The organism is Ruegeria sp. CH5, from assembly GCF_056537025.1.
In genome coordinates, this window is record NZ_JBQFQT010000001.1 from 1,355,670 (window position 1) to 1,373,125 (window position 17,456).

Genomic DNA, 17,456 nt, shown 5'->3' on the forward strand with positions numbered 1-17,456 from the left:
CTCAGATCTTTTCCTGGGTATGTTTTTTCAGTTCGGCCCGCGCCACCTGACGGCGATGCACCGCATCCGGGCCATCGGCCAGCCGCAGCGTGCGCACATGCGTCCAGGCGGTGGCCAGCGGCGTATCCTGGCTGACGCCCTGCCCGCCGAACATCTGCACCGCCTCGTCAATGACCTTCAGCGCAACGCGCGGAGCCACGACCTTGATCTGGCTGATCCACGGGGCCGCCGCGCGCGCATCGCCCTGATCCATGAACCACGCGGCCTTCAGACACAGCAGGCGGGCCATCTCGATCTCCATCCGGCACTCGGCGATGATGTCGAAATTGGCACCCAGCTGCGCCAGTTTCTTGCCGAAGGCTTCGCGCTGCAGGGCGCGTTTGCACATCTGTTCCAGCGCCATCTCGGCCTGGCCGATCGCGCGCATGCAGTGATGGATGCGACCGGGCCCGAGGCGCCCCTGCGCGATTTCGAACCCGCGGCCCTCGCCCAGCAGGATGTTCTCGGCCGGCACTCGGACATCGGTGAACCGGATATGCATGTGCCCGTGCGGCGCGTCGTCATGGCCGTACACTTCCATCGGGCGCAGCACCTCGATCCCCGGCGTGTCGGCGGGCACCACGATCATCGACTGGCGCTTGTGCTTGGGCAGGTCGTCGCCGCCGGTCTTGACCATCACGATGTAGACCTTGCAGCGCGGATCGCCCGCACCGGACGACCACCATTTCTCGCCGTTCAGAACATAGTCATCCCCGTCCCGCACGCAGGACATCGAGATATTCGTGGCATCCGACGAGGCCACGTCGGGCTCGGTCATCAGATAGGCCGAGCGGATCTCGCCCTCGAGCAGCGGCCTGAGCCACTGTTCTTTCATCTTCTCGGTGCCGTAGCGCTCGAACACCTCCATGTTGCCGGTGTCGGGGGCGGAACAATTGAACACCTCGGCGCCCAGCGGGGTCTTGCCCATCTCTTCGGCGAAATAGGCGTATTCGACTGTGGTCAGGCCAAACCCCTTTTCGCTGTCGGTCAGCCAGAAATTCCACAGACCGGCCGCCTTGGCCTTGGCCTTCAAGCCTTCAAGGATCTCGGCCTGGCGTTCGGTATACTGCCAGCGGTCGCCTTTGTTGATCTCGGCCTGGTATTCCTCTTCCAAGGGCATGATCTCGTTGCGGATCATGTCGCGGACCCGCTCCAGCAGTGCCCGGTTCTCCTCGCGCAAGACGAATGACATGTTCATGAAGAATCCTCCGTAGATCCCGGAACCGGGCTTTACCTTTGCGCCGAGGATGGCTTAGCTGCGGCAACTGTGTCCAGCCGCGTGACGGCACGTCACTTGCAATCAATTTGAAACGGAAGAGGGGCGCAGATGGCGTTGTTGATCGATACCGGGCTGTCCGACTGGATGAGCGATGCCGAGATTGCCGAAGAAGTACGGCGACATGCACCAACTGCCGATGTGCGCACGCCAAGCACCATTGGTGACCCGGCCGAGGTCACCATGGTGGCGGTTGTCGGCCTGCGGGACGATCACGCGAGCCGCCTGCCCAATCTGCAGCTGGTGCAAAAGTTGGGCGCCGGGGTCGAGACAATCGTGTCGAACCCCGCCCTTCCCGCGCATGTCCGCGTGGCCCGCCTGAAGCCGGACGCCCCGGCGCAAGGCATCGCAGAGTGGTTTCTGGCCTATATCCTGTACGCTCACCGGAACATGGGCTTTCACGCGGACGCTCAGCGGCGGGCCGAGTGGCGGCCGAAAGCGCCGGTGCTGACATCTGACACCGTAGTCGGAGTTCTGGGGCTGGGCCATATCGGCAGCCGTACCGCCCTCATGCTGCGCGATGTCGGGTTCCAGGTCATCGGCTGGAGCCGGTCGCCCAAGCAAATCGAAGATGTGACCTGTCTGCACGGGCAGGATGCTTTGCCGGGAATACTGCGCTGTTGCGACCATGTCTGCGCGATCCTGCCCTCGACCCCCGAAACCATCGGCTTGTTTGACGCAGAAATGCTCGGCGCGATGAAGGACGGCAGCCAGTTGTTGAATGCGGGACGTGGCGACCTGATCGACGAGGAGGCCTTGATCGAGGCACTTGACCGGGGTCGTCTTGGGCACGCGGTTCTCGATGTGACCGCACAAGAGCCGTTGCCCAAAGACAGCCCCTTATGGCGGCACCCGGCGGTCACGATCACACCGCATGTGTCGGGATGGCATCTGGGTGATGCGTTGGCGGATGTCGCCCAGAACTATCTGCGGCTGAGCGCAGGTCAGCCCCTGCTGCACGAGGTTGATCGCAGCCGCGGTTACTGAGCCGCGATTACGGCGTCAGAACCCAATTACCGCTGGCATCCTTACACTGGCGAGTGCGGATTTCCGGGTTGGGCGCCGCCCCGGACGGCTGCACAAAGTGCTGGAAGTGAACGCAGTTGTCCTTCACGTCCCGTATCCTGACCGTGCCTTTGGTGCCCGTTTTCTCGTTGACCCAGTTCCGCTCCTGCCCGACGCTTGGGGTTCCGCCTGACAGCATCGAAGACGTCGTCGCGTCCAGAACCTGATAGTCTTCCGGGCTCAGCCCCGTTTCAGCGATGATCCGGGACAGAGGCTTGGCATCGACCGCCCCCACGACACCCGACAAAAACAGCGCAAACAGGGCAGCAGGCAACCGGACAGTCATGCGAAACTCGCTTTCGTGAAAATTGATCTGCACCAAGAATATACATCCATGCAATCAGGGCCAAGCCCCCGCGGCCGGACCTTCAAATAATGCCGAACAAACCTATCGGACTGCCGGCGCTATCGGCCCGCCGCTGATGCGACCATAGTAACCGGAAACCAAGCTTGAGGCACAGGAATGGCTCATCAAAACTACTACGCGCCCACCGGCGGGCTTCCGGACCAGACTCAGCTGCTGACCGACCGCGCCATGTTCACTGACGCCTATGCCGTCATCCCGAAAGGCACGATGCGCGACATCGTGACCAGCTTTCTGCCGTTTTGGGAACAGACCCGACTGTGGGTCCTTTCGCGCCCCCTCAGCGGGTTTGCCGAGACGTTTTCGCAATACATTATGGAGGTCCAGCCGGGCGGCGGCAGCGATACGCCCGAGACGGACCCGGAGGCTCAAGGCGTGGTCTTCGTCGTCGAAGGGTCGGTTACCCTGACCCTTGCGGGGCAGGTCCACGTGCTGGACAAAGGCGGCTATGCCTACATTCCGCCCGGGTCCGATTGGACCTTGCAGAACCGCTCTGACGCCGTGGCCCGGTTCCATTGGGTGCGCAAGGCCTATGAGGCCGTACCCGGATTGCCGGCCCCCGATCCGATCATCACCAACGAACGCGACGTCGCCCCAACCCCAATGCCCGGCACCGAAGGTCGCTGGGCCACCACGCGCTTCGCGGATCCAAGTGATCTGCGCCATGACATGCATGTGAACATTGTCACGTTTGAACCAGGTGGGGTCATCCCCTTTGCCGAAACGCATGTCATGGAGCACGGGCTTTATGTGCTTGAGGGCAAGGCCGTCTATCGACTGAACCAGGATTGGGTCGAGGTCGAGGCCGGTGACTACATGTGGTTGCGCGCGTTCTGTCCTCAAGCCTGCTACGCGGGTGGGCCGGGGCGATTCCGGTACCTACTGTACAAGGACGTCAATCGGCACATGCCGTTGAAACTGTCCACACGATGACCTGCAAAAGGTCCTGAAAACGGGCTTTTGCGTCGGCAGGGGTTCACAGGGACGGCGGAATTTGCTGAAATCAGAGGTGATTTCGCTTTGTTCATTCGTGGAGATTGGTCGATGAAACTGCGCGCCCCTCTGACGGCACTGGCCATGATCGGCCTCATGGTCGCCGTCGACACCGCCCCGGTCGTGGCGAAGGAAGCGACCAAAACCGTATCCGTCATGAGCCGCACATGGGCTGTGACGCAGGTTGCGGATGCCCCTGTCGTGTATCGTGCGACCCGCGACAACAACAACCTCAACCCGTTCGGCCCGCCACCGCGCCTGCGCACGGTTCAGGCCATTGCGGCCATCCAGCAGGCAACCGGGTGCAAGGTGATCCGGTCAAGCATGTACCAGAATATTTCGGGCCAGTTCTTCTCGCAGGTCAGCTGCGGATAGCGGCGACGCCATACGGGCATTGAGGTCGGTCAAACGGCCTGCCATAGCTTGCGCATGAAACTCGCAATCAACGGATTCGGCCGCATCGGCCGCACGATCCTGCGGCAGGTCATGGCCCTGCCAGCGGGTTCGGATGTTCAGGTGGTGCTGATCAACGACATCGCACCGCTGGAGACCTGTGCCTATCTGTTCAAGTACGACAGCACGTTCGGCCCCTATGCCGGTTCGGTCGAAACCAGCGCCGGGGCCTTACAGGTGGATGGACATTCGATTCCACTGAGCCACAGCGACGACCTTGCCGATGTCGATCTGTCCGGCGTGGACGTGATGCTGGATTGCACGGGTATCGCGCGCAGTTCGGACGTGGCGATCCGGGGCCTCCAGGCAGGGGCTGGCAAAGTGCTGATTTCCGGCCCGTCCCCGGCCGCCGAGACAACGATCGTTCTGGGTGCCAACGAAGACATGCTGGGCAATGCCCGGATCGTATCGAACGCGTCCTGCACCACCAACGCGCTGGCGCCGCTGGTCAAACTTCTGGACGGGATCGGTGGGGTCGCATCTGGGCACATGACCACGATTCACTGCTACACCAACAGCCAGCCGATGGTGGACGCTCCGCGCGGCGACCTAGCGCGATCGCGGGCTGGGGCCTTGTCGATGGTGCCCACAACGTCAAGCGCGACCCATCTGATCGACGTGATTCTGCCGCATCTGGCCGGGAGAATTTCCGGTGCGGCGGTGCGGGTGCCCACTGCCAGCGTCTCGGCCATCGATCTGGTTGTGACCCTGCAAAAAGGAATGGAACCCGAGCTGTTCTCGGCCGAATTGCGCCGCGCCGTCGAGGCATCAAAGGTGCTCGGCTGGACCGACTTGCCGCTGGTCTCGTCTGATCTACGTGCGCGACCGGAATCGCTGGTGATTGCCGGACCGGAAACGCGGGTCGTCGGGCAAAACCAGGTTCGGGTTTTCGGGTGGTACGACAATGAGTGGGGTTTTTCGGCCCGTATGCTCGATGTCGCCGGGATGATGGCCCAGTCGGAATAGCCCGCAGCGCGCTTGGCGCTGCAGGGCTGAGCTACAGGTTTCAGTCGTGCGGCAGACTGCCAGCGCCGTGACCGGCCATTCCGCCCGAGACCTCTTCGGTCGACTCCTCGGCCAGTTCATGCGGCAGAATGAGGTTCAGCACGATGGCGATCAGCGCTGCGGGCAGCAGTCCGCTTGTCATCAGGATGCGGATTGTGTCCGGCAAATGCTGAACCGCGCCGGGTTCCAGTTGCAAGCCAAGCCCGATCGACAGCGAGATAGCGAAGATCACCATGTTGCGGCGATTCCAGTCCACGTCAGACAACATCGAAATACCGGCAGCCACCACCATGCCGAACATGACGATCACGCCGCCCCCCAGAACTTCGATCGGAACAGTGCGTATTATTGCGCCGACCTTGGGAACAAGTCCGCACAGGATCAGGAACAGCGCACCAATCGTGACGACATGGCGACTCATGACACCGGTCATCGCGATCAGACCAACGTTCTGACTGAACGAGGTATTCGGCAAACCGCCAAAGATACCGGCAACCGCCGTACCAACACCATCTGCGTAGGTCGCTCCCGCGATCTCTTTGTCCGTGGCCTCGCGACCCGCGCCACCTTTGGTAATGCCCGAAACGTCACCGACGGTTTCGACCGCTGACACGAAAGCCATGAGGCAGAAGCCGATCACCGCCGCCAGCGAAAACTCGAACCCATATTTGAAGGGCACCGGCAGCGCGAAACCAGCAGCCCGCGACCAGCTTGTTCCAATGGCTTCGAACGTCACCATCCCGACCATCAGGGCGTAGACATAGCCGACAGCCAGTCCGACCAGAACAGCAGACACCGACAGCATTCCGCGGGCAAAGAACTTGAGGCCCAGCGTGACGATCACGACGACCAGTGCCGCAGACCAGTTGAGCAGCGATCCGTATTCCGGCGTGCCGATCGCAGGGACACCACCCGCCGCATACTGGATGCCGACCTTGACCAGTGCCAATCCGATCATCGTCACAACAAGGCCGGTGACCAATGGCGGCAGAGCGAAGCGGATCTTGCCAATGAACATCCCAAGGCAGGCGTGAAAGATACCGCCGATCAGAACGCCTCCGAACAGCGCGGCAAGGGCCTCGACGCCCTTGCCAGCCACCAATGGGATCATGATTGGCAGGAACGCAAAGCTTGTTCCCTGAACGATGGGCAATGCCGCACCAACCGGGCCCAGCGTGATGGTCTGCAACAAGGTCGCCAGCCCTGCAAACAGCATCGACATCTGGATCAGATACAGCAGCTCGGGAAAATCGGGCGAGTTCGACCCGAAGCCAAACCCGGCCGCACCGGCCACGATGATGGCGGGGGTCACGTTTGACACAAACATTGCCAGAACGTGCTGAATCCCAAGTGGTATCGCCTTGTGCAGCGCAGGCGTGTAATTCGGATCCCGAAGCTGATCGGGTGTTCCTATCGAAGTTTCGGCCATGATCTCAACTGTCTCCCTGTTTTCTCATGGGGGTCTTGCCGCTTCTCCGACGGCTTCAAAATTGGCTTAGCGTTCAACCACCTCGTAAGGGGTGTCGAACCAGTGCTCCTCGAGGTTTGCACCCGAACCGATACGGTCGACTACAGCGAACAGGCCAGGCGCGTGCAGCGGCGTCAGCACGCCATGCCACGTGCCCCGATGGTAGTTCACAGCCTGCCCCGGCTGCGTCACGAAGGCCAGCGGCCGGCCGGGAACGCCATCCTCATCCGGCGCGACGATCACCAGGAACGGCTGGTTGGTCATGGGAACGAAAGCCTGGCTGCCTTGGGGGTGACGTTCGACCATGTCCAGTTGATAGGGCAATGCCCGCGGATTGGCATCGAACAGGCTGATCCCCGCGCGCCCATCCGCGAAATCCAGAACCGCCCGGTCATGGTATCGCCCGCACTGACCCTGGTTGATGATCTTGTCCGGCGTGCCCGAAACCTCAAGCACATCGCCGAACGGTGCAAAGGCTTGGGCCGTCAGCGGCGCGATAGGAATGATCCGCGTCATGAGGGCGGCACGTCGCGCAGCCGGAACTCGGCGATGCGCTCGACCTGACGGCAAGCCTCGGCGAGTTCGGTCTCGCGGTCATTCTCGATGCGCCGCTGGAACGCATGCAGGATCGAGGCCTTGTCGTGGTCGCGCACCGCGATGATGAAGGGAAAGCCGAATTTTTCGGTGTAACGCGTGTTCAAATCGGTGAAGGCTTCGCGCTCGGCGTCGGTCAAGGCGTCCAACCCAGCCGAGGCCTGCTCGGAGGTGCTTTCGGCCGTCAGGCGTTTGGCCTGTGCCAGCTTTCCCGCCAGATCCGGATGCGCGGTCAGAACGCCGAGGCGTTCCTCAGGCGAGGCCGAACGGAACACCCGCGCCAGCGCGTTGTGCAGCCCGCCCGCCGTATCATGGGCGGGGCCCAGTTCCAGCGCCCAGGCGCGCTCGGCGATCCAGGGCGAATGTTCGAAAATGCCGCCATAGGCCGCCACGAAGGCGTCGCGGTCCATCTGCGAGGGGCGCGGGCGGTCCTGCGGCGGATGATGCGCGGCCCAGTGTTCGGCAATCTGTAACCGGGTCGCGAACCACACATCGGAAAAGCCGCGCGCATAGTCCAGAAACCGCTTCAGCGCCATCACCCGGCCCGGCCGACCGATCACGCGGCAATGCAGACCGATCGACAGCATCTTGGGCGCGCCCGCCTGCCCCTCGGCATAGAGCGCATCGAAACTGTCGCGCAGATACGCAAAGAACTGGTCGCCCGAGTTGAACCCCTGCGGCGTGGCATATCGCATGTCGTTGCAGTCCAGCGTATAGGGCACGATCAGCTGGTCGCGCCCGCCGGTGTGCATCCAATAGGGCAGATCGTCGGCGTAGGTGTCGGCCACATAGGCAAACCCGCCTTCCTCGGCCACCAGCCGCACGGTGTTGTCCGAGCACCGCCCCGTGTACCAGCCGCGTGGACGGTCTCCGACCACCTCAGTGTGCAGGCGGATCGCCTCGGCGATCTGGGCGCGCTCCTCGTCTTCGGGCATGTCCTTGTGTTCGACCCATTTCAGCCCGTGGCTGGCGATTTCCCACCCGGCGGATTTCATCGCCGCCACCTGATCGGGCGAGCGCGCCAGCGCGGTGGCCACGCCATAGACGGTCACCGGCAGGTCGGCCATCAGGCGATGCAGCCGCCAGAAACCGGCGCGAGCGCCGTATTCATATATGGATTCCATGTTCCAATGACGCTGGCCGGGCCAGGGTGCGGCACCGACGATTTCGGACAGAAACGCCTCGGACGCGGCGTCGCCATGCAAAACGCAGTTTTCGCCGCCCTCTTCATAGTTCAGCACGATCTGCACTGCCAGCTTGGCCCCGCCCGGCCACTGGGCTTCTGGCGGGTTGGCTCCGTATCCAATCATGTCGCGGGGGTATCGGGGGGGCTGCATTCTGCTTTCCGTCTTCAATTTCAGGCTTCCATTCGGTTTATCCCATAAAACCGTGATGGATTATCAAATCAATCCGAACGCTGTTTCCGGTTGTTTCGGCGTTCCCTGCGCCATGGCCTTTGCCGCAAGGTGGGCAATGCAAACCGGATTGCTTAAAATGGCATCCGAAGACGAAACGTGCAGACAACAGCAGGAGCAACTCGTGGCAGGCTATCTGACGACCCATGTTCTGGACACGGCGCGGGGATGTCCGGCCGAGGGGCTGAAAATCGCGTTGTACCGCGTGTCCGGCAATTCGCACCGGAAACTGGTTGAGATGGAAACCAATGCGGACGGGCGCACCGACAGTCCGATCCTGCCGGAAAAGACTTTCAAGACCGGTATCTACGAGTTGATCTTCTTTGCGGGCGACTACCTGCGGGCCTCCGGGCAAGCCGTTGAAGACCCTCTTTTCCTTGATCAAATACCGATCCGGTTCGGCATGTCCGACCCCGAGGCGCATTACCATGTGCCGCTTTTGCTGTCGCCATTCGGGTATTCGACCTACCGGGGCAGCTGACCCCTCAGACCTGCGACATCCGCACCACGTCGCCGATCCGCGAGATCATGAAATCCATGAACAGGCGCGCCTTGGGGTCTTGATGTCGCCGATGCGTGTAGAGACACGCCATCTGGACCGAAACCGGTGGCGTGTCGACGGCGACGGGCACCAATCGCCCGGCCTTGAGATGCTCGGCCACTTCAAAAACGGGTTTCATAGCGATCCCCTGCCCAGCCAGCGCCCAATCAGTCAGAACATCGCCATCGTCGCACTCGAACCGCCCGGACACTGCAAACCGTTTGGGTCCTTCGGCTGTCTGCAGCAGCCATTGGAACTCGGTCGCCCCGGGGAATCGCAGGTTCAGACATTCGTGCCGGTCCGAGATCAGCTCCGCCCCGGTCCGGGGCATGCCTCGGCGCGCGACATAGTCTGGCGCCGCACACAAGACACGCTGGCAATCCGCGATTTTGCGGATCCGCAAAGTGCTGTCTTCGGGTTGACCGATGAAGAACGCCAGATCCAGCCCTTCGGTCGTGAGATCAACAGACCTGTCCGTCAGGCGCAACCGCACGTCAATCTCGGGGTAGTCGGCAAGAAATTCAGGGACTTGAGGCGCCAACAGCCGTCGCCCGACCCCCAGTGGGGCCGCTACGAAAAGCGATCCCCGGGGCGCTTCGGTCAGGTGCACGACCTGCGCCTCGGCCTCGTTCACGGCATCCAGAACCGCAACCGCACCGGGGTAGAACGCCCGGCCCTGCTCGGTCGGGCTGAGGTTTCGGGTCGTACGCTGGAACAATCGCACACCCAAATGATCTTCGAGTTGGGAAATCCGCGCCGAAGTCACCGCTGGCGAGATTCGCAGATCGCGTCCGGCCGCGGACATGCTGCCAAGATCATAGACCCGGACAAAGGTACGGATATTGTCGAGATAGGACATCTTTTCGTTTTTTTTGATACAGTTTGACAATATACGGGAATACCGAAGAAAACCCCGTTTGCCTAGTGTGTCGGCAAGCAATCGGAGAGCTTTGCATGTATGAATTCGCCGTGTTCTGGGACTGGATGGCATTTGCGGTGCGGTGGCTGCATGTCATCACGGCAATCGCCTGGATCGGATCGTCGTTCTATTTCATCGCGCTGGACCTCGGCCTGAACCGCGACATCCCCGGTCCTGCGGATGGCGAGGAATGGCAGGTGCATGGCGGCGGGTTCTATCACATCCAGAAATACCTTGTGGCGCCCGAGCGGATGCCGGACCACCTGACCTGGTTCAAATGGGAAAGCTATGCAACCTGGCTCAGCGGTGCGGCCCTGTTGATGATCGTCTATTGGGTGGGCGGCGAGCTGTATCTGATCGACGCACAGAAGGCCGATCTGGCGCTGTGGCAGGGCATCCTGATCTCGGCGGCGTCGCTGACCGTGGGCTGGCTGATCTATGATTTCCTGTGCAAATCGGGGCTGGGCGAGCGTCCGACCCTGCTGATGCTGTTGCTGTTCGTTCTGCTGGTGGCGATGGGCTGGGGCTACAATCAGATATTCACCGGCCGCGCGATGATGCTGCATCTGGGTGCCTTCACCGCCACGATCATGACGGCCAATGTGTTTTTCATCATCATGCCCAACCAACGGATCGTTGTGGACGACCTGAAAAACGGCCGCACCCCGGACCCGAAATACGGCAAGATCGCCAAGCTGCGCTCGACCCACAACAACTATCTGACTTTGCCGGTGGTCTTCCTGATGCTGTCGAACCACTATCCCTTGGCTTTTGCGACCGAATACAACTGGATCATCGCGGCGCTGATCTTCCTGATGGGTGTCACCATCCGGCACTACTTCAATACCCGCCACGCCCGGGCCGGCAACCCGACCTGGACCTGGCTTGTGACGGCCCTGCTGTTCATCGCCATCATGTGGCTGTCCACTGCGCCGATGTACAAACCGCTGGAAGAGGCCGAGGCGCAGCCTCTGACCCCGTTCGAGGAGCGCTTTGTGCAGGCCAGCGGCTTTGAAGAAGCCCATGACGTAGTCTTGGGGCGCTGTTCCATGTGCCACGCGCGCGAGCCCGTCTGGGACGGAATCCTCTGGGCACCCAAGGGTGTTTTTCTGGAAACCGAAGGTGACATCGCGCGCAATGCCGAGCAAATCTATCTGCAGGCTGGCGTCAGCCACGCGATGCCGCCGGCCAACGTCACCTATATGGAACCCGAGGACCGCGAGGCCATTATCCGCTGGTTCCGAAACGCGGGCCTGTAGCGGCAGCTTTTCCACAACTTCGCATGGGAACTGGGAGAACCGCGTTTATTTCTTTGCCTGAGCGGTTTGAGATGGTCTAACTGTTTCCCAAGGGATCGCGGCGCCGCGACAAGCAGCGCAAATCAATGCGGCCCGGGACAGGTGGAGCCATTTGATGCAGGCGAGCAGACGTAGGGGCGGTCTGAAGAACTGGTGTGCGGGTGTGTTTTTTGCCCTCGCCCCGACCTGTGCGATGGCACTGGAAACATCGCTTGCAGCGCCAGGTTTGTCGGACGACTTGAAAAAGCAGATTGAGGAAACGTCCTCGGTCATGACTGCCGACAACCGGGGTCTGGACACGCCGCTTGAAGTTCTGTCAGCCGCGTTGTCGGATTACCGAACGATCGTGCAAATCCTCTATGATGCCGGATATTTCGGCCCGTCGGTCAGCATCAAGCTGGACGGGAAGGAAGCGGCAGATCTCAGCTCGCTGAGCGTTCCTGCGCAGATCAATCGGGCAACGATCACAATTCGCCCCGGCAAAGCGTACAATTTCGGAACCGCGGTCGTACAGCCGTTGGCCCCCGACACCGAATTGCCCGAAGAGTTTGCCCCCGGCAAGCTGGCCACGACCGGCGCCATTCAACAGGCGACTTCGGCCGGGATTCAGGCCTGGAAGGACGCGGGCCACGCCAAAGCGAAACTGCGCGATCAACAGATCATCGCCCGGCACGCACAGGCCCAGCTGGACGCCCGGATCGACCTGGATCAGGGGCCGCGGCTGAAGTTCGGCAAGATGTATATCGAAGGCGGCACCGATGTCCGCCACAGTTCGATCGAGAAAATCGCCGGTTTCCCGTCGGGCGAGGTCTACTCGCCCGAAAAGCTGCAAAAGGTCGGCACACGGCTGCGGCGGACCGGTACGTTCAGCACCGTCTCGATCCAGGAACGGGACACGCCGAACCCGGACGGCACGCTGGATTTCGACGCCACCTTCGAGGACTTGCCCAAACGCCGCTTGACGTTTGGGGTCGAACTGGCCTCGCGCGATGGCTTGGACGTGACCGCGACCTGGACCCACCGCAACGTGTTCCGCCGCGCTCAACGGCTGCGCTTTGAGGCCGCCATCCGAAACATCGGCGGGTCTGAGGATATCGACGGGCGGTTGGGTCTGCGTCTGGATCAGCCCGACCGACTGGGCCCGGACGACAACACCTTCTGGAGCGCGCTGCTCGAGCGCCGAAATACCGACAATTACAGCGTGTCGGTTGCCTCGCTGACCTATGGTGCGCGGCGGACGTTCTCGGACGAGTTGTATGCCGAGGCGGCTGTGGGCTTTTCCATCTCGAACGCTGACGACGCCTATGGTGACGGCCGCAAGTTCAGATATTTCATCATTCCGTTCCGGTCCGAGTGGGACAAACGCGACAGCAAGGTCAGCGCCACCCGCGGGTATTACCTGGACAGCCAGTTCATGCCCTTTGTCGGCATCTCGGGCACGGATACCGGGCTGCGCCTGTTTTTCGACGGTCGCGCCTATACCAGCCTGGGCACTGGCGGCCGGATCGTGCTGGCCGGTCGGGTGCAACTTGGATCGATTCTCGGCCCCCCGGCGGATGGTGTCACACCGGATTTCCTGTTCTTCTCCGGCGGCGCGGGCACCGTTCGCGGTCAGCCCTATGAAAGCCTTGGTGTCCCCGTCGGCACGGGCATTGCCGGCGGTAAGTCCTTTCTTGGCCTGTCGGGCGAGGTGCGCGGCAAGGTCACTGAAAAGCTGTCTCTTGTTGGGTTTTACGACTACGGTATCGTAGACACGTCCTCGTTCATCGGCAGTGGCGCCGAGTACCACGCGGGCGCGGGCCTTGGCGTTCGGTACGATCTGGGCGGCTTCGGCCCGCTGAGGCTGGACCTGGCGGTGCCTGTGCAAGGTGACACGGGCAACGGGCTGCAGTTCTATATCGGGATTGGGCAAGCATTTTGAGGCGTTACCTTTCATATCCTCTGGCGGTCGGGGCAACCGCCTTTGCCCTGTCCGGCCCCGTGGCCGCGCAAGAGGAAGAGAGCGGTGGTCTGCTGACCGATTTCCTGCAGAACACGTTATCCGGGGACAACCGCAATATCCGGGTCATCGGGCTGGAGGGCGCGCTGAGCTCTCGCGCACGCATCCAGGAGATCACGGTGGCCGACGACGAAGGGGTCTGGCTGACCATCAAGAACGCCGAGCTGGATTGGAACCGGCTGGCCCTGATCCGCGGCCGGTTTTCCGTGAACGCCCTGACCGCCGAAGAAATCGACATCGCACGCGCGCCCGGCAAGACCACCACGGACGAACCGGCCGCCACCGCCGAGACCAAACCCTTTCAACTGCCCGAACTGCCCGTGGCGATCGAGATCGGTGAACTGCGCATTGACGAGTTGTCTCTGGGCGAACCGCTGATCGGCGTTGCAGCAGACCTTTCAGTGGACGGAAACCTGAATCTGGCCGATGGCGCGCTGGACACCAAGCTGGACATCAACCGGTTGGACCGGGCCGGCGATCAGATAAATCTTGTGGCCGGTTTCCAGAACGAAAGCCGGCAAATCGACCTGGACTTGACCGTCTCCGAGGCGTCAGGTGGGCTGATTTCGACCGCATTGAATATACCGGACAGCCCGCCCATCGGCCTGACGGCCAAAGGGTCCGGTCCGATCACCGACTTCACGGCGGATATCGGGCTGAGCAGTGACAATGTCGACCGTGTCTCGGGCCAGGTGCGCCTGCGCGGGATCGAGAAGACCGAAGGGGCGGCAGACGAAGGCATTGCCTTTACCGCCGACCTGGGCGGCGACCTGACCCCATTTCTGGCCGCCAACATGGATACCTTCTTCGGTACGGATACACGTCTGTATGTCGATGGCCGTACCGGAGCCGAAGGTGCGCTGGAGATTACCGAGGCGGACATCACGTCCGAAGCTTTGAAACTGGAAGCGCAGCTCAGCCTTGGAACAGGCGGGGCGCTGCAACTGGCAGCCGTCCAGGCACGGATCTCGCCACCGGCCGGGGACGACGTGGTCCTGCCATTCGGTGGAGGAGACACATCCGTCAAGGCCGCACAGCTCTCTGCCCTGTTCGACCACGAAAACGGCAATCATTGGGACCTGAGCCTGACGACCGAGAATGTTGTCACACCCCAAGTCCAGATTGCGCACACGCGGTTGACCGCACAGGGCACCCTGACTCAGATTGGCGGTCTGGACCTGACCGGAGATCTTCAAGCCTCTCTGGACGGTTTGGACTTGGCTGACCCTGCTCTGAACACAGCGGTGGGCGATCGCGTCACCTTGGATGGCCAGTTCGAATACGGACGGGACAAATCGCTCCGACTCTCGGGTCTCGAACTTGGGGGAACCGACTATTCGGCGACCGCCGATGCTGTCGTCAGCGGGCTTGAAAGCGGTCTGAAGATTGACGGATCGGCAAAGGTAACGGCGTCCGATCTGTCTCGTTTCTCTGAGGTCGCCAAATTAGATCTGGGCGGCCGGGCATCGGTCCGGGTCGAGGGGGCGGGCTCGCCGTTGGAGGGCAGTTTTGACGGCAAGCTGGCCGTTTCCGGACAAAACCTGTCCACTGGTCGGGACGATATCGACCCCATCATCGCGGGCGAGACGGACATCACGCTGGACGCCAAGCGGGATGCAACCGGCATCCTGATCCGCGCTTTCACCATCGACGGCGAAACCCTGAACGCACAGGCGGATGGCGCGGTCACCACTCCGAACGGCAATCTGACCATCGACGGCCAGGCCCGCGTCAATGCCTTTGACCTTTCGGTATTCTCCGGCCTCGCCAAGCGCGACCTTGCGGGGGCCGTTCAGGCCCAAGTGGATGGCAAGGGCACCGTGCAGACCCTTGAGTTTGATGGCACTGCGCAGGTGACTACTACTGACCTACAAACCGGCCTGGATCAGGTGGATCCGCTTGTGACCGGGCGCGTCGTCCTGAACTTCGACGGCGCGCGCACGGGTGACCGGATCGAAATTCGCAAGGCGACCGTTGACGCAGCCGCGCTGAATGCCCAAGTCGCGGCAACCATCGACGATCCGACCGGAAACCTGGCCTTTGACGGTCAAGCGCAGGTCGATGCCCCCGACCTGTCCGTCTTTTCCGGACTGGCAGGCCGTACGTTGGCGGGCGCGGTCACGGCGGATGTGACCGGTCGAGGGGCCCGTGGCAGCAAAGTCTTCGATGTACAGGGCAAAACCAACGCAAAGGACATTCTGACCGGAATCCAAGCGGTGGATGCGCTGATCCCCGGACAGACGACGCTGACAGTCGACGCATCGAACGGCGAGGAAGGGTTGAACATCCGCAACTTCCGGCTTGCAGGGACAGCCTTGTCCGCCAACGCATCCGGCATCTTGAGCCGCGAAAGCGGCGGGCTGAGCTTCTCCGCCGCGTTGGACGACCTCGCCCGGGTTTCACAGACCCTGACTGGACCGCTGAAGGTGAATGGGAATGTGGCCCCCACATCCAGCGGTGTCGAGGGCACGGTCAGAGTGACCGGCCCGGAGACGTCCTACGCCAATCTTGTCGGCAGCGTGAATACGGATGGCTCGGCCGACCTGGACTTTGACGCCAAGTTCGATCGGGTCGAACGTTTTGCGCCCGAGTTTCCGGGCAGCTTGACGGCGAAAGGCAATGCAACGCGCCAGAACGGCGTGTGGACCATTGATGCCGACGCCGCCGGACCGGCCGAGATCAGCAGTGCAGTCAAAGGCACCTACGACGAAGCCTCGGGCAATGCCGACATCTCCGCACAGGGCGGCGTCAATTTGGGCATTGCAAACATCTTCATCACGCCCAACAAGATCGACGGATCGGCCCGGTTCGACCTGGCGTTGAAGGGCAAGCCGGCGCTGGAGTCACTGAGTGGTCAGATCACCACCTCAGGGACGTCGATGGCGATCCCCAGCGTTGGGCAGACCATCACCGATATCGGAGGAACTGTAGACCTTGCCAACAGCCGCGCAACGATTTCGATGCGCGGCGGCATGCGCGCCGGAGGCGGATTTACGGTCAGTGGCCCGGTCGACCTTACACCGCCGTTCAACGCGCAGATCACAACTGCAATCAACAATCTCGTCCTGACGGACAATCTTCTGTACGAGACCACGTTGAACGGCCAGATCGCAATGACGGGCGCCTTGGCAGGGAACAGTTCGCTGGTCGGGCAGATCACGTTTGGCGAGACCAACATCAACCTGGCCGCGGCATCTGGCGCGGTGGGGGCCGCGCCGATCCCGAAGATCGAACACGTGAACGAAAGCAATGCCAGCTACGTCACTCGGGAACGGGCGCAGTTGGTTGAAAAAGAGGAAACGTCGCAATCGGACTCTCGCATCTCTCTCGACATCAGCCTGTTGGCCCCCAAGGCGGTTTTCGTGCGGGGCCGCGGTGTGAATGCTGAATTGGGCGGTGCGATCTTCATCAAGGGCACCACCAAATCCGTCATCCCATCGGGCCAGATCGAACTGATCCGCGGTAATCTGGACATCCTTGGCCGGAGGCTGGCGCTGACCAAAGGCGTGGTCAGCCTGCAGGGCGACCTGACGCCGTATATCGAATTCGAATCCTCGGCCAGCACTTCGGATGGAACCGCGACGTTGGAAATCGCGGGCCCGCTGGATTCTCCGACAGTCGATGTGTTCTCGGACCCCGAACGCCCCGCCGAAGAGGCGCTGGCCATGCTGCTGTTCGGCAACCGCTTTTCCGAACTGTCCCCGTTTGTCATTGCCCAGATGGCCGCGTCGCTGGCCCAGCTGAGCGGTGCCGGTGGCGATGCCACCAAGGGCGTTCGGGAGGCCACGGGCGTAGATACCGTCGACGTCGGCGCGACCGAGGGCGGCGGCGGGCGTCTGGGCGCCGGCGCTTATCTGAGCGACAACCTGTACACCGATTTCACCGTGAACACCGAAGGCGACACCGAGGTGAACCTGAACCTGGACGTCAGCGACAGCGTGACGGTGCGCGGCACCGTAGATGGGCGCGGCGATACCGGCATCGGGATTTTCTTCGAGCGTGACTACTAGGGTTGGGCGGGACCGCC

At 62.0% G+C, this 17,456-nt stretch carries 14 protein-coding genes; 8 read left to right on the forward strand and 6 right to left on the reverse strand.

Annotated elements, in window-relative coordinates:
* Window position 1: 1 nt before the first annotated feature.
* A complete protein-coding gene (locus ACR0JC_RS06755; RefSeq protein WP_170337830.1) occupies window positions 2–1,237 on the reverse strand; it encodes an acyl-CoA dehydrogenase family protein in 1,236 nt (411 codons plus the stop codon).
* Between the two features lie 129 nt (window positions 1,238–1,366).
* On the opposite strand from ACR0JC_RS06755, the gene ACR0JC_RS06760 reads away from it, so the two are divergent.
* Window positions 1,367–2,302 carry a 2-hydroxyacid dehydrogenase gene (locus ACR0JC_RS06760; protein WP_170337828.1) on the forward strand — a complete coding sequence of 312 codons (936 nt, stop codon included), beginning with the start codon at window positions 1,367–1,369 and terminating at the stop codon, window positions 2,300–2,302.
* 7 nt (window positions 2,303–2,309) lie between these two features.
* Here ACR0JC_RS06760 and ACR0JC_RS06765 read toward each other — a convergent pair whose 3' ends face one another.
* Window positions 2,310–2,666 (reverse strand): hypothetical protein, encoded by a 357-nt coding sequence (locus tag ACR0JC_RS06765; RefSeq protein ID WP_170337825.1) that lies wholly within the window; start codon window positions 2,664–2,666, stop codon window positions 2,310–2,312.
* A gap of 177 nt (window positions 2,667–2,843) precedes the next feature.
* Between ACR0JC_RS06765 and ACR0JC_RS06770 the strand changes: the two genes are divergently transcribed.
* The 3 genes from ACR0JC_RS06770 (at window position 2,844) to ACR0JC_RS06780 (ending at window position 5,156) form a co-directional block, all read left to right on the forward strand.
* The gene (locus ACR0JC_RS06770; protein ID WP_170337823.1) at window positions 2,844–3,677 is read left to right on the forward strand and encodes a bifunctional allantoicase/(S)-ureidoglycine aminohydrolase; all 834 of its coding nucleotides are present in this window, start codon (window positions 2,844–2,846) and stop codon (window positions 3,675–3,677) included.
* 111 nt (window positions 3,678–3,788) lie between these two features.
* Complete coding sequence (locus tag ACR0JC_RS06775; RefSeq protein WP_170337821.1) at window positions 3,789–4,112, forward strand: hypothetical protein; 324 nt, start codon at window positions 3,789–3,791, stop codon at window positions 4,110–4,112.
* A 54-nt stretch (window positions 4,113–4,166) separates the two neighbouring features.
* Entirely contained in the window at window positions 4,167–5,156 is a 990-nt protein-coding gene (locus tag ACR0JC_RS06780; protein WP_170337818.1) for a type I glyceraldehyde-3-phosphate dehydrogenase, read from the forward strand.
* A 40-nt stretch (window positions 5,157–5,196) separates the two neighbouring features.
* Here the strand turns inward: ACR0JC_RS06780 and ACR0JC_RS06785 are convergent, their stop codons facing one another.
* From ACR0JC_RS06785 to puuE, 3 genes are all read right to left on the reverse strand, one after another.
* On the reverse strand, window positions 5,197–6,624 hold the full coding sequence (locus ACR0JC_RS06785) for a uracil-xanthine permease family protein (RefSeq protein ID WP_093962810.1): 1,428 nt from the start codon (window positions 6,622–6,624) through the stop codon (window positions 5,197–5,199).
* Between the two features lie 66 nt (window positions 6,625–6,690).
* A complete protein-coding gene (locus ACR0JC_RS06790) occupies window positions 6,691–7,179 on the reverse strand; it encodes an ureidoglycolate lyase (protein WP_170337816.1) in 489 nt (162 codons plus the stop codon).
* Window positions 7,176–8,594: an allantoinase PuuE gene (gene puuE, locus ACR0JC_RS06795; protein ID WP_170337814.1), complete on the reverse strand. Its 1,419-nt coding sequence runs from the start codon at window positions 8,592–8,594 to the stop codon at window positions 7,176–7,178. The genes ACR0JC_RS06790 and puuE overlap by 4 nt, the downstream gene beginning before the upstream one ends.
* Window positions 8,595–8,796: 202 nt before the next feature.
* Here puuE and uraH point away from each other — a divergent pair, with 202 nt between their 5' ends.
* On the forward strand, window positions 8,797–9,153 hold the full coding sequence (uraH, locus tag ACR0JC_RS06800; RefSeq protein WP_093963044.1) for a hydroxyisourate hydrolase: 357 nt from the start codon (window positions 8,797–8,799) through the stop codon (window positions 9,151–9,153).
* A 4-nt stretch (window positions 9,154–9,157) separates the two neighbouring features.
* Here the strand turns inward: uraH and ACR0JC_RS06805 are convergent, their stop codons facing one another.
* Window positions 9,158–10,072 carry a LysR family transcriptional regulator gene (locus ACR0JC_RS06805; protein ID WP_170337811.1) on the reverse strand — a complete coding sequence of 305 codons (915 nt, stop codon included), beginning with the start codon at window positions 10,070–10,072 and terminating at the stop codon, window positions 9,158–9,160.
* A gap of 95 nt (window positions 10,073–10,167) precedes the next feature.
* Here ACR0JC_RS06805 and ACR0JC_RS06810 point away from each other — a divergent pair, with 95 nt between their 5' ends.
* From ACR0JC_RS06810 to ACR0JC_RS06820, 3 genes are all read left to right on the forward strand, one after another.
* Window positions 10,168–11,391 (forward strand): urate hydroxylase PuuD, encoded by a 1,224-nt coding sequence (locus ACR0JC_RS06810; protein WP_170337809.1) that lies wholly within the window; start codon window positions 10,168–10,170, stop codon window positions 11,389–11,391.
* 232 nt (window positions 11,392–11,623) lie between these two features.
* Window positions 11,624–13,351, forward strand: a complete 1,728-nt coding sequence (locus ACR0JC_RS06815; RefSeq protein ID WP_254444928.1) for an autotransporter assembly complex protein TamA — start codon at window positions 11,624–11,626, stop codon at window positions 13,349–13,351.
* Window positions 13,348–17,439, forward strand: a complete 4,092-nt coding sequence (locus ACR0JC_RS06820) for a translocation/assembly module TamB domain-containing protein (protein WP_170337805.1) — start codon at window positions 13,348–13,350, stop codon at window positions 17,437–17,439. Before ACR0JC_RS06815 ends, ACR0JC_RS06820 begins: the two co-directional genes overlap by 4 nt.
* Window positions 17,440–17,456: the final 17 nt, after the last annotated feature.

What these genes read in the sequence shown, in the direction of transcription:
- ACR0JC_RS06770 (WP_170337823.1), top strand. Translation starts at nt 2,844, where the DNA reads ATGGCTCATCAAAACTACTACGCGCCCACCGGCGGGCTTCCGGACCAG.
- ACR0JC_RS06810 (WP_170337809.1), top strand. Translation starts at nt 10,168, where the DNA reads ATGTATGAATTCGCCGTGTTCTGGGACTGGATGGCATTTGCGGTGCGG.
- ACR0JC_RS06790 (WP_170337816.1), bottom strand. Translation starts at nt 7,179, where the DNA reads ATGACGCGGATCATTCCTATCGCGCCGCTGACGGCCCAAGCCTTTGCA.
- ACR0JC_RS06765 (WP_170337825.1), bottom strand. Translation starts at nt 2,666, where the DNA reads ATGACTGTCCGGTTGCCTGCTGCCCTGTTTGCGCTGTTTTTGTCGGGT.
- ACR0JC_RS06785 (WP_093962810.1), bottom strand. Translation starts at nt 6,624, where the DNA reads ATGGCCGAAACTTCGATAGGAACACCCGATCAGCTTCGGGATCCGAAT.
- ACR0JC_RS06780 (WP_170337818.1), top strand. Translation starts at nt 4,167, where the DNA reads ATGAAACTCGCAATCAACGGATTCGGCCGCATCGGCCGCACGATCCTG.
- puuE (WP_170337814.1), bottom strand. Translation starts at nt 8,594, where the DNA reads ATGCAGCCCCCCCGATACCCCCGCGACATGATTGGATACGGAGCCAAC.
- ACR0JC_RS06805 (WP_170337811.1), bottom strand. Translation starts at nt 10,072, where the DNA reads ATGTCCTATCTCGACAATATCCGTACCTTTGTCCGGGTCTATGATCTT.
- ACR0JC_RS06760 (WP_170337828.1), top strand. Translation starts at nt 1,367, where the DNA reads ATGGCGTTGTTGATCGATACCGGGCTGTCCGACTGGATGAGCGATGCC.
- ACR0JC_RS06815 (WP_254444928.1), top strand. Translation starts at nt 11,624, where the DNA reads ATGGCACTGGAAACATCGCTTGCAGCGCCAGGTTTGTCGGACGACTTG.
- ACR0JC_RS06755 (WP_170337830.1), bottom strand. Translation starts at nt 1,237, where the DNA reads ATGAACATGTCATTCGTCTTGCGCGAGGAGAACCGGGCACTGCTGGAG.
- ACR0JC_RS06775 (WP_170337821.1), top strand. Translation starts at nt 3,789, where the DNA reads ATGAAACTGCGCGCCCCTCTGACGGCACTGGCCATGATCGGCCTCATG.